General features: G+C 43.6%; 8 protein-coding genes, 1 pseudogene and 1 riboswitch. Of the genes and pseudogenes, 4 read left to right on the forward strand and 5 right to left on the reverse strand.

Annotation, left to right across the window (positions count from 1 at the left end; all coding sequences use genetic code 11):
- Positions 1-10: 10 nt before the first annotated feature.
- The 4 genes from ileS to AC5RDS_RS12915 form a co-directional block, all read right to left on the reverse strand.
- Entirely contained in the window at positions 11-3,442 is a 3,432-nt protein-coding gene (gene ileS / locus AC5RDS_RS12900) for an isoleucine--tRNA ligase (RefSeq protein ID WP_494222364.1), read from the reverse strand.
- 126 nt (positions 3,443-3,568) lie between these two features.
- A complete protein-coding gene (locus tag AC5RDS_RS12905) occupies positions 3,569-5,308 on the reverse strand; it encodes a hypothetical protein (RefSeq protein ID WP_013612661.1) in 1,740 nt (579 codons plus the stop codon).
- Positions 5,309-5,312: 4 nt separating this feature from the next.
- Positions 5,313-6,020, reverse strand: a complete 708-nt coding sequence (locus AC5RDS_RS12910) for a glycosyltransferase family 2 protein (protein WP_013612660.1) — start codon at positions 6,018-6,020, stop codon at positions 5,313-5,315.
- A 13-nt stretch (positions 6,021-6,033) separates the two neighbouring features.
- Positions 6,034-7,293, reverse strand: coding sequence for an aspartate kinase (locus AC5RDS_RS12915; RefSeq protein WP_013612659.1), 1,260 nt, complete (start codon positions 7,291-7,293; stop codon positions 6,034-6,036).
- A 211-nt stretch (positions 7,294-7,504) separates the two neighbouring features.
- On the opposite strand from AC5RDS_RS12915, the gene fbp reads away from it, so the two are divergent.
- The 3 genes from fbp to AC5RDS_RS12930 are packed head-to-tail and all read left to right on the forward strand — an operon-like array spanning position 7,505 to position 11,348.
- Positions 7,505-8,518 (forward strand): class 1 fructose-bisphosphatase, encoded by a 1,014-nt coding sequence (gene fbp / locus AC5RDS_RS12920; protein ID WP_013612658.1) that lies wholly within the window; start codon positions 7,505-7,507, stop codon positions 8,516-8,518.
- 44 nt (positions 8,519-8,562) lie between these two features.
- Entirely contained in the window at positions 8,563-10,620 is a 2,058-nt protein-coding gene (locus tag AC5RDS_RS12925; protein ID WP_013612657.1) for an acetate--CoA ligase family protein, read from the forward strand.
- Complete coding sequence (locus AC5RDS_RS12930; RefSeq protein WP_013612656.1) at positions 10,617-11,348, forward strand: hypothetical protein; 732 nt, start codon at positions 10,617-10,619, stop codon at positions 11,346-11,348. Before AC5RDS_RS12925 ends, AC5RDS_RS12930 begins: the two co-directional genes overlap by 4 nt.
- 48 nt (positions 11,349-11,396) lie before the next feature.
- On the opposite strand, the pseudogene AC5RDS_RS12935 reads toward AC5RDS_RS12930, so the two are convergent.
- Positions 11,397-12,036: pseudogene (locus AC5RDS_RS12935) on the reverse strand (Rpn family recombination-promoting nuclease/putative transposase).
- Positions 12,037-12,206: 170 nt separating this feature from the next.
- A riboswitch (cobalamin riboswitch) is annotated at positions 12,207-12,410 on the forward strand.
- Between AC5RDS_RS12935 and AC5RDS_RS12940 the strand changes: the two are divergent.
- On the forward strand, positions 12,404-12,625 hold the full coding sequence (locus AC5RDS_RS12940) for a hypothetical protein (RefSeq protein WP_046403153.1): 222 nt from the start codon (positions 12,404-12,406) through the stop codon (positions 12,623-12,625). (Overlaps the previous riboswitch by 7 nt.)
- Positions 12,626-12,627: the final 2 nt, after the last annotated feature.

A 12,627-nucleotide genomic window follows, 5' to 3' on the forward strand; every position in this document is an offset into this window, starting at 1 on the left:
GTTTCGGCATTCAGTTTATTCTTTCAATTTTGATAAAGGTGTGAATGTCGTCGATCTCGATATCCCTGGCTTTATCATCCTTCTCGTCCGTTAGTTCGATATACTCGGCTAATACCTGACTGGCAATGTATTGCGAGAAATTTTCGACAGCTTCGTTTATCTCTTTGTGCCGGCCGATAGCTAACGTGATTTTATCCGTAACATCAAAATTACTTTCTTTCCGAAGATTCTGAATCCGGTTGATCAATTCCCGGGCAATTCCTTCTTCTTTCAATTCTTTGGTTACGTTGATATCTAAAGCTACCGTCAGGCGTCCTTCGTTGGCGACTAACCAACCCGGGATATCTTCCGACAATATTTCGACATCTTCCAGGCTCAAATCGATCGATTCGGTACCGATATTCAGTTGATAGCGGCCATTTTTCTCGAACTCGAAAATATCACTTTGTTCCATTGCGGCGATCAAAGTGGAAATTTGCTTCATATATTTACCGTATTTCGGTCCCAAAGTCTTGAAATTCGGTTTGATTTTCTTGACTAAAACACCTGTCGTATCGGTGATGTATTCGATTTCCTTAACATTGACTTCCGAGAGGATAATATTTTTCACAGCGTCCAGTTGCCGGATCATATGATCGTTCAGAATCGGTATGATGAGTTTGCTTAGCGGTTGGCGCACGCGAAGTTGAACTTTTCTCCTCAAGCCCAGTACCATAGAAGAGATTTGTTGGGCAAGTTCCATTCTCTCTTCGAGTTCATTATCGATCAATTTTTCGTCGGCTTTCGGGAAATCGGCTAAATGTACGCTTCCGCTGTGCCGTCCGGTCACTTTATTCAGGTCACCGAATAGTTTTTCCATATAGAACGGAGCGATCGGAGCCGAAAGAATAGCGATCGTTTCCAGACAAGTATATAACGTCTGATAAGCGGAAATCTTATCCTGGGAGTATTCACCTCCCCAATATCTTTTCCGGGATAAACGTACATACCAGTTGGACAGATTTTCGATAACGAAATCCTGAATAGCCCGGCCTGCCCTGGTCGGTTCGTATTTTTCGTAAGCTTCGGTCACTTCCTTGATCAGAGAATTCAGTAAAGACAGAATCCAACGATCGATCTCGGGACGTTCTTCAATAGCGACTTCTGCCTCTGCATAGCGGAAATGGTCTACATTGGCATACAAAGCGAAGAAACCGTAGGTATTGTAGAGGGTTCCGAAAAATTTACGTTTCACCTCGTCGATACCTGCCATGTCGAACTTCAGGTTATCCCAGGGCTGCGAGTTAGTAATCATATACCAACGCAATGGGTCCGATCCATAAGTGGCTATCGTAGAAAAAGGATCTACTGCATTCCCGAGCCGTTTGGACATTTTATTGCCCTTGGCATCTAATACCAGCCCGTTGGAAATGATGTTCTTGAAGGCAACCGAGTCGAAAGCCATTGTCGCGATGGCATGCAGGGTGAAAAACCAGCCCCGGGTCTGATCGACACCTTCGGCGATAAAGTCTGCCGGAAAGCGCAGTTTCTGATCGATATCTTCGCGATGTTCGAATGGATAATGAAGCTGAGCATAGGGCATAGCGCCTGAGTCGAACCACACGTCGATCAGATCTTTTTCCCGGTACATTTTTTGTCCGCTGTCTGACACCAAAATGATGTCGTCGACATAAGGACGATGCAAATCTATTTTATCGTAATTCTCTTTAGAATAATCACCGGCAATAAATCCCTGATAAGGATTTTCCTGCATAAAGCCGGCCTGGATCGATTTTTCGATCTCTTCGACTAGTTCTGCTACCGAACCGATACATTTTTTTTCTGTGCCGTCTTCACTTACCCAGATGGGGAGCGGAGTGCCCCAGTAACGTGAACGCGAAAGGTTCCAGTCAACCAGATTTTCCAGCCACTTCCCAAACCGTCCTTCGCCCGTACTGGCCGGTTTCCAGTTGATAGTCTTGTTGAGCTCGATCATCCGTTCACGTACAGCGGTAGTTTTGATAAACCACGAATCCAAAGGATAGTACAATACCGGTTTATCGGTACGCCAGCAATGCGGATAATTGTGTTCGTGTTTCTCGACCTTGAATGCTTTATTTTCTTTTTTCAGCATGACGGACAGGTCGATGTCGAGGGTGGCATCTTCTTCAGTCAGTTGAGGGTCATAAGCGTTTTTGACAAACCGGCCGGCATATTCACTGTAAAGTTCGGTATTGACATGGCTCTTTACAAATTCGGGATCGATTTCTTCCAAAACGAAAAGACGTCCGCGTTTATCGACCATCGGTTGTTTATTACCGTCTTTGTCGACCAATAACATCGGAGCGATTCCGGCTTGTTTGGCAACCCGGTCGTCGTCGGCACCGAAAGTCGGAGCGATATGTACGATGCCGGTTCCGTCTTCTGTACTCACATAATCCCCGAGGATTACCCGGAACGCATCTCCTTCGGGACGCATCCAGGGCATCAGCTGTTCATAACGGATACCTTCGAGTTCCGGACCTTTGAATTCCCCGACTTTCCGATAGGGAATCAATTTGTCTCCTGCCTGATAATCTTCCAGGGCCAAACTTTCGGCTTTGGGATTGAAATAGGCACTGAACCGGTCTTTGGCCAAAATGACGGTCACCGGAAGATAGGTATAAGGATTATAAGTCTTTACGACATAATAAGTGATATTGGGTCCTACAGCCAGGGCGGTATTGGAAGGCAAAGTCCAGGGTGTAGTTGTCCACGCCAGAATATATACCGGTTCGCTGTCAGCAAACAGCTTTTCGGATTTTTCGTCCCGGATTACCTTGAATTGGGCGACACAAGTCGTATCCTTTACATCCCGGTAACATCCCGGTTGGTTCAGTTCGTGTGTACTCAGACCGGTACCCGCAGCCGGAGAATAAGGCTGTATGGTATAACCTTTATAAAGAAATCCTTTTTCATACAATTTCTTCAATAGATACCATAACGTTTCGATATATCGGTTGTCATAAGTGATATAGGGATTTTTCATGTCTACCCAATATCCCATTTGCTTTGTCAGATCTTCCCATTCTTTAGTGAATTTCATGACATCTGCACGACATTCTTTGTTATATTCCACGACGCTGATCGTTTTACCGATAGCCTCTTTGGTGATTCCTAATTTTTTTTCTACACCGAGTTCTACAGGGAGACCATGCGTATCCCAGCCTGCTTTACGTTCTACTAAAAATCCTTGCAGAGTTTTATAACGGCAAATGACATCCTTAATGGTTCTGGCCATCACATGATGGATTCCGGGCATGCCGTTCGCTGAAGGAGGACCTTCATAGAAAACGAATGAAGGGTGACCTTCCCGTGTCTTCAAACTCATTTCGAAAGTCTTGTTTTCTTCCCAGGTTTTTAATATCTCTTTGTTTACCTCAGAAAGATCCAGGCCTTTGTATTCAGGAAATTTCTCGTTCATTATAGGTGATTTTTATATTTGCAATAGTAAATGACACACCTTGTTGTGCACTTTTATAAAAACAAAGTGCAAATATATCATTTTTGAATGGAAATTGATACAGTTCTCTTTTATAATCAGATAAAATTATTGTGCATTTGTCTCAGGCTTAGTCCAGTCGGGATGAAATTCGAAAATGAGGGTCGGGGGTTCCTGTTGGGCTCCCCGGCTTTCAAACTTACCGACGAATTTGAATTTTTCCGGATAATGTGTCGAGATCAGCGGATACAACGTATAGTAGGCATGCCGAAACCAATGGTCGATGATGACATGGGTGGCTTTTTGACCGATCAGCTGTTGCAGGATATCTTCCGGTTTTCCGTATTGGGAAAAACTACCGCATTTTTTCCCTCCCGAGTACATAAAGAATATTTCCGGTTTCCGGCAAATCACCCGTGCGCTATCGGGAAGATTTTTCCCGCACCATTGCATGGCAGCCGTAAATTCTGCAAAAGCATTTCCGGCAATTTCAGGACTCCAGGTTTTGTATTTCGCCAGCTGCTTTTTTTCGACCAAAGCCTGGGAATAGGCAGGAAACATGAAAATCAGGGCAAAGATAATCATGCAGGCAGCCGGTAAGAATACCGGAATATTTTTTCTCCGGCGTTTACCCGGATAAAGAATCACCGCATTTATACCGTAGAAAAACAGGAAGATGAAAAAAGGAATAGCGGCGATGAAATAGCGAAGACCGCCGTATTGTTCCGGCCACACGAGCAGGACTGCCATGGTTGCACCCAAATAGAGAAACAGGAGCAATCCGCCTTTGGGCAATTTGATGAGACCGAAAATGATCAGAAATGCGATCAGCATCCCCCGGAAAATTTCTCCCCCGGAAGATTTGGCATTCAGATTATAGGGGGTATTCAAAATGGCGTTGGGCAGCCATTTGTTCAGATAGGATCCGAAATTATCGGTAATCCGGTTTTTCCAGTCGTCCCAATTGGCCATCGTTTGTCCATTCGGTTTTTTCATAAAGTCACTGATGTAATCGTTGCTTGTTTTGCCGACGTTTTTGTTCCGTATGTCCCAGGCCGTTTTCGTACCCCAGAACGAACCGGCGAGTAATACGAACAATAATCCGTATCTCAGTAGCTGTTGGAAAGAAGTTTTCCGGGACGGGGATTCTTCCAGGGCTTTTCTATTTTTGTACAGGGCATAACACGGTTTGAGAAAGAGTATACCGCTATAAATGATAATTGCCAGAATGAGCGAAGTGCCCATAGTCCGGACAAAATAGATATAGTTGACCAGGAACAGAAGAAGAACGAGTAAGATCGTATCCCGTACCCCTTTTTTGGTAAAAAGTTGTTCCGGTTTTATGCTTAGCATCAGGAAGATTGCTGCCACGCTACAAAACAGGAAAAGCATTTCACTCATCATGATCGTGGCATACCGCAATATCTCTGCATGAATAGAACAAAATACACAAGTCAGGAAAGCAACGATGATACTTCCCGATATTTTTTTCAATAAAAAGAAAAGCAGCAAGATAGCGGCATAGAGCAAGATTCCGTTTGCTATCTTTACGGCATTGATATTATCCGGAAAGAATTTCATCACTCCGGCGACAAAAACCGGATATCCCGGTGGGAAATGAGTATGTGGAGTTTCGGAAAAAGAAATGGTATTGGTAAATCCTTTGCCTTCTGCCAGCGCTTTTCCCAAAGCATAATAATGGATATTATCTCCGTTCATATCCAGTTTTACATCGTAAATCTTAGTGTAGGTACTCACAAAACAGATCGTAACGATGAGTAATAAGACATATAAAAAGGAACGGCTCTCTAGTAACGTCTGAATTGAATAATTTGTTTTTTTCTCCATCCTGTTAGTTTTTAAAACGATATTTTAACAGAGTCCAGATGGCTTCCAGGCCATCTTTCCAATTTATTTTTTTCCCTTCGGCGATGCTACGTGGGTAGTAATTGATCGGTATTTCGTGGATTTTGATTCCTTTCTTACAAACTTTTGCCGTTACTTCCGGACAAAATTCAAAGCCCTGGCATTTTAATGGAATGGATTTTAAAAATTGTGCATCGAAGAATTTATAACAGGTCGGTTCGTCTGTCAGATGTTGGCCGTATAAGAGATTCGTGACAAAAGTGACTAATCTCCCGCCTAAATAAAAACGCAGGTAAGAATGTTTGTTCGAAGGTTTCAGGAAACGGGAACCATAGACTACTTTGGCATTGTTTTCGATCACCCACTGTAATAAAGGATTATAATCTTCGGGGTCATATTCCAGGTCTGCATCCTGAATGATGATCCAATCTCCTGTCGCTAATGCTATGCCTGTTCTCAACGCTGCTCCTTTCCCCTGATTGAAAGGCTGGAGGTGATAATGTATATCCAGATCGGGGTGGGCCTGCATGAATTGCCGGCATTTTTCAGCTGTACTGTCTTTTGAACCGTCGTCGATAATGAGGATCTCTTTTTCTGTTTCTCCAATCAATCGGGTCTGGTGTATTTTTCCGAGAATTTGGGAAATCGAACGTTCCTCATTATAGGCAGGTATGATGATAGATAGTTTTTTCATTGGCAGGATCGTTTTAATTGTCGGCTACGACAAAACGGGCTGTTAAACGGCTGCGTTGTTCTACCAACACATTTTTATGGCTGGTCAGCTGTTGGATGATGTCTTCATTGTAATGGCGAATCGTCAGCAAGCGCACATTTTTGTTGTAGAGTACTTCGTATTCGTCATGGAGTTCATCGATGAAACTTTCAAAAATCGCTTCATTATAGTCGATGCAAAAAGAGAATGTGATTGCTGAATTTTGCATCAGGTTAAGGCGGAGTCTGTATTTGGCTAACGTAGCGAAAATACGGCTCAGTTTTTCTTCTGCTATAAAAGAAAAATCCCGGGGGGAAAGAGTCAGTAATAACTGATCTCCTTTATTGATATAAATCGGAGGTAATTTCAATTTCTCGTCCAATTCCCGGATCACCGAACCATGACTTTCCGGGTAAAGGAAAGATCTTACGAATAACGGAATCCCTTTATTTTGCAACGGTTTGATGGTTTTCGGATGAATTACTTTCGCTCCGCAGTTCGATAGTTCGATCGCTTCTTTATAGGATAGCTTACTGATAATTTCTGTATTTTCATATATTTTGGGATCGGCATTCATAATACCGGGCACGTCTTTCCAAATGGTAACATCTTCGGCATCCAGCAAATTGGCCAAAAGGGCTGCGGTATAGTCCGAACCTTCACGCCCCAGGGTGGTCGTTTGATTGGTCGTCGTTCCGGCAATGAATCCCTGCGTGATATACATAAATGTATCCTGAAAATTGAATGTCTTCCGGCACAACTGAGCCGATAATTCGATATCTACACAAGCATTCCGGTAGTTTTGGTCGGTAATCAGACATTTACGGATATCGGTAAACTTGGCTTTTCGTCCTTGTTTCTCGAGATAGGCGGCAATGATTGTTGTCGAGAGCAATTCACCGAAACAGATGATCCGGTCGTATTCATAATCGTAACAGAGGGAAGGATCACTTTTTAGGATAGTGTCCAATTCCTGATACAGGGCTTCTACCCGGGCATTTACTTCACTGTCGGCAGAACCGAAAAGATCCCGGATAATCTGCTGATGGAAATCTTGAATGCGCTGAAAAACCTCTGCAATATTACCGGTTTTCCCGAAATAAGAATTACACAAAACTTCCAGGGCATCGGTCATTTTTCCCATCGCCGATACGACAATGATTAAATTTTCCCGCTGGGTATTGATGATTTTAAATAAATTTTTTACACCTTCGGCATCTTTAACGGAAGCGCCACCAAACTTATATACGTTCATTGCGTTTAAATTTAAACACGATAATTAATTCATGGCGCTAATTTAGATATTAAAATTGAATAATAATGTGGAATCAATTCGGATTGAATGAAAACTTATTTGATTTTCAAAAAATCTGTGATTCTGAGGGAATACTAATTTCATGAAAACGTTTGTGTATTACGATTTATCATTTTATATTTGCATCTAATAACAAATAGAATCAGAATCAATGAATAAAGTTACAACCTTAAATCAGTTTATTATCGAACAGCAGGCAGGAGTACCTCAGGCAACAGGGGGTTTTTCTTGTTTGTTACATCACGTAGGTATTGCAGCCAAAAAAGTCAACCGGGAGGTGAATAAGGCTGGTTTAGTGGATATTCTGGGGCGTGCCGGCTCCGAGAATGTACAAGGTGAAGACCAGCAAAAACTGGACATTTATGCCAATGAGACTTTTTTGTCGGAACTGAAAGCCAGTGGTGAATGTTGCGGTGTTGCTTCAGAAGAAAATCAGGATATCATTGTTTTTGACGATGGATTGAGCCGTGATGCGAAATATATCTTTTGTATGGATCCGCTGGATGGCTCTTCGAATATCGACGTGAATGTCTCTATCGGTACTATTTTTTCTGTTTACCGCCGCAAATCTCCGCTGGGCGAAGTTGCGAATATCGATGACTTTTTACAGCAAGGTTGTGACCAGGTTGCTGCCGGTTACGTTATTTATGGCTCTTCTACGATGTTGGTATATACGGCCGGCAACGGAGTGAACGGTTTTACGCTGGACCCTTCTATCGGGGAGTTCTGTCTTTCACATCCGAATATTAAAACACCGGAAAATGGTTTTATTTATTCTATAAACGAAGGAAATTATGAGAAATTTCCGGTGGGAGTGAAAAAATATATAAAGTATTGCCAGGAAACCGATAAGAAAACCAAGCGTCCTTATACTTCGCGTTATATCGGTTCTCTGGTGGCCGATTTCCACCGGAATTTATTGAAGGGAGGTATTTTTATTTATCCCGAAACCAATAGCCATCCGACAGGAAAACTGCGTCTGTTGTACGAATGTAATCCGATTGCGTTTATTGCCGAGCAAGCCGGAGGATTGGCTACGGATGGCGGAAACCGGATATTGGACATGACCCCTGAAAATATCCACCAACGGATACCTTTTTATACCGGCTCAAAAAATATGGTCACTAAAGTAGGGGAATTTTTGAAGTTTTTCAATAATATATAATTGATAAAATTGAATAGTGAATTTTATAGTAAAATTCGGAAGATATGATTAATAAACAATTGCTAAATCCTTCCAGCATTGTGGTGGTTGGAGGATCGGACGATATTCAGAAACCGGGTGGTAAGGTATTGAAGAATTTGATCGATGGACATTTTAAAGGGAGTTTATATGTGGTGAATCCGAAAATGGATGAAGTACAAGGTATCAAATCCTACCGGGACGTGAAAGATTTGCCGGAAGTGGATTGCGCTATCCTGGCCATCGCTGCCAAATTCTGTCCGTCGACGGTAGAGATGCTGGCGAAACAAAAAAATACCCGGGCATTTATCATTCTGTCTGCCGGATTTAGTGAAGAGAATGCAGAAGGGAAAGCATTGGAAAAACAAATTGTAGAAACGATCGATTCTGTCGGGGGAGCTTTGATCGGCCCGAATTGTATCGGCGTATTGACAACGAACTACAATGGGGTATTCACGACCCCTATACCGAAATTGGATCCGAAAGGAGTAGATTTCGTATCGGGCTCGGGAGCAACGGCACTTTTCATTATGGATGCCGGTATGCAGAAAGGTGTAAAATTTTCGAGTGTATTTTCAGTCGGTAATTCTGCCCAGTTAGGCGTGGAAGAGGTCCTGGAATATTGGGACGAATCTTTCGATCCCGAGACAAGTTCACGGATTAAATTGATGTATGTAGAGAGTATCGATAAACCGGAAAAATTATTGAAGCATGCTTCCTCACTGATCCGGAAAGGTTGTCGTATCGCTGCGATCAAATCAGGCGGTTCCGCTGCCGGAAGCCGTGCCGCTTCGTCGCATACCGGAGCTTTGGCCAGCTCGGATGTTGCCGTGGAAGCTTTATTCCGGAAAGCCGGTATCGTACGGTGTAACGGGCGGGATGAACTGGCCACGGTGGCAGCTATTTTTAACTATCCCGAATTGAGGGGAAAGAATATGGCTATCGTAACCCATGCCGGAGGACCGGCCGTAATGCTGACAGATGCCTTGTCGGATGGAGGAATGGAAATTCCTCATTTGGAAGGGCCGAAGGCTGAAGCATTGCTGGCACAGTTGTTTAACGGATCTTCTGTAGGTAATCCCATTGACTTTTTAGCGACGGGAACAGCTGAACAATTGGGAATTATCCTGGATGCCTGTAATCGCGATTTCGATAATATCGACGGTATTGCAGTGATCTTCGGTAGTCCCGGGCTTTTCCCCGTTTTCGATGTATATGAAGTATTGCGTGAAAAAATAGCTACTTCCCCGAAACCGATTTATCCCATATTCCCCTCTTCGATGGTGGTGAAAGAGGAAATCGACGAGTTTGTACGGAAAGGTGGCGTTTACTTCCCTTATGAAGTGAATTTTGGTAATGCTTTGTGTAAAATATACCGTACCCCTGCTCCGCAACCTGCCGAGCCCGCATTGCCGGAAGTAGACCGGAAACGGATCCGGGCAGTCGTCGATCAGGCTGAAAACGGCTATCTGTCACCTGAACAGATCCATGAATTGCTGGATGCTGCCGGTATTGCCCGGGCGAAAGAAGGTGTGGCCGATAAAGAGGAAGAAATTGTCGGTCTGGCCCGTCAGATCGGTTTCCCGTTAGTGATGAAAGTAGTAGGACCTGTCCATAAATCCGATGTCGGTGGGGTAACCCTCAACGTAAGGGACGAAGCGACGGTACGCAGCGAATTCCGTCGGATGATGCAGATCAAAGATACGCATGCCGTCATGCTGGCTCAGCAGTTGTCCGGGACCGAAGTGTTTATCGGGGCTAAACGGGAAGATAAATTCGGACATATGGTGTTGTGCGGATTAGGAGGTATCTTTATCGAGGTTTTGAAAGATGTGAAAGCAGGCTTGGCTCCGATTGCCCAACCGGAAGCTTTGGATATGATCCGTAGCTTGAAATCGTATAAAATCATTCAGGGAGTACGGGGACAAGAACCGGTGAACGAACAAAAATTCGCCGAAGCCGTGTCGAGGGTGTCCATGTTAGTGAAAGTGGCTCCTGAAATTTTTGAGATGGACCTGAATCCATTACTCGGTAATAAAGAAAATGTGGTGGCGGTGGATGCCCGTATCCGGATTGAAAAATGAAAAAACAAGACTTTATTTTTATACTGGGGGTAGCGGTTTTGCTGCTACCCTTTTTTATCTGCCGGCCTGTTTACGAATGGTATCATGCTTTTAATGCGGCTCATGGCATGATCATGAGTTTCCTGAAATTTGCCGTCTTGTCGACTTTGGGAGAGATGATCGGCTTGCGGATTAGTGCCGGCGTGTATTGCCGGAAAGGATTCGGGGTTTTGCCCCGGATGTTTGTATGGGGGATATTGGGGATGGGCATTAATATGGCGATGGTTATTTTTTCGAATGGTACTCCGGCATTTTTGCAATACCTTGGCATGCAGGAGGCTCCGGCGGTTTTTCATGCACCGGGATTGTGCTGGGCTAAAGTAGGGGTGGCTTTTGCCGTGTCGGTGAGTATGAATACCATTTTCGCTCCGGTATTTATGACGCTGCATAAAATTACGGATACCCATATTCTGATGCACGGCGGTACACTCCGTGGTTTCTTCACACCACTGGATATGGGAGGGATCATGAGCAGTTTGAATTGGAAGGTGTTGTGGGGATTTGTCTTTAAGAAAACCATCCCTTTCTTCTGGTTCCCGGCTCATACCATCACTTTTCTGTTGCCCGGCAATATGCGGGTATTGTGTGCTGCCTTGTTGGGAGTGGTATTGGGAATCCTTTTAGCGGTAGCAGCCCGCAAAGGGGACACTTCCGCACCGGATAAGGGAAGGGTTGAAAGAAAGATATAAATAAAATGCGGTTTTCTGAATTGATTTATTCAGTCGGAAAACTATAATTTAAAGTTCTTTAATTTCTTTGACGGGAAGGCCGGTCAGCTCACTGATATCTTCTGCGGCAAAACCTTTTGCTTTCATATTACGGGCGATTTCCAGCTGTTTCTTTTTTTTCGCCTTCTTTCCGGCCTTTCTCCATTCCCTCCTCTATTCCTTTTTCTTTGGCGAAAGCGATTGTCACTAACTGGTCGCGATAGACCTTGATACTTTCGTCGTACTTTTCGCGTTCTTCTTTTGTCAGTGATGCGAGTCGATGATTTTTTCCAGTTTTTCGAACACCGCTTTGCGGGCCTTAAACGGTAATCGGTTTAGTGTTTTCATGTTCTTTAATACATAAATCCAGCGTTCAAAATCAGTTATACATTTTTCTTCTTCCTTCGTAAAAGCCGGAAGTTCGATGAAAATAAAGCGTAGCTTATCCGAAAATACCTCGTGTGTATCACGGTCGGAGAGTACGATGTCCGTATGCAGTTTGCCCGGAGAATCATCCAGACGGAAATTCATGAAGAACACACCGATCCTGAATATGCCGTTCACCTACCAACAGATCGTTCAGAAAGTCGATCAGCAGGTCCTTTGTCATTTCCTGTCCGAAAATGATTTTGAATCCGACATCTGTAAAAGGATTGATAAACTTCGCCATGATAGCCCCTGAAAGAATCGTTAACGGAACAAAATCTCGCATAGACCATGCTACAGTCAATGGCTCCCCGGTGGCTGGAAATACAGATCTCCTGTAAGAATATGGTCGCAGTCTGTCTGAAAAATTGGAAAATATCGTAAAAGTATCTTCTTAAAATAAAAAAAATCGATATCTTTGCATCCGATTTTGGTGTCACGATTCTGCTGCTACGGAAAAGTGATGAAAAGGGAATCAGGTGAGAATCCTGGACAGACCCGCTGCTGTAAGCTCTGCTAAAATCTTCAACAATACTTTAGCCACTGTTCTGGAAAGAATGGGAAGGGCGTTTGAAGATTGGAGTAAGTCAGAAGACCTGCCGAAATGATGTATGATTGATAAACCTTCGGGGATTAAGGTTGCTCGATTCGGACTTGATTTTATTTTGCAAAGGGTGTGCTTTACGGCAGGGATTATGCCGGAAAACAATTTCCAGTCAGGATTCTGCAATATGATTTCTTTTCAGGTGAATTTAGAATTATGCAAAATGTTTCCGGTAAACGGAGAAGCGCCGGTGGCACATGAATGGGGTGAATTTATGCAAGTTTTTTGAGA

The sequence above is a fragment of the Odoribacter sp. genome, assembly GCF_985060555.1.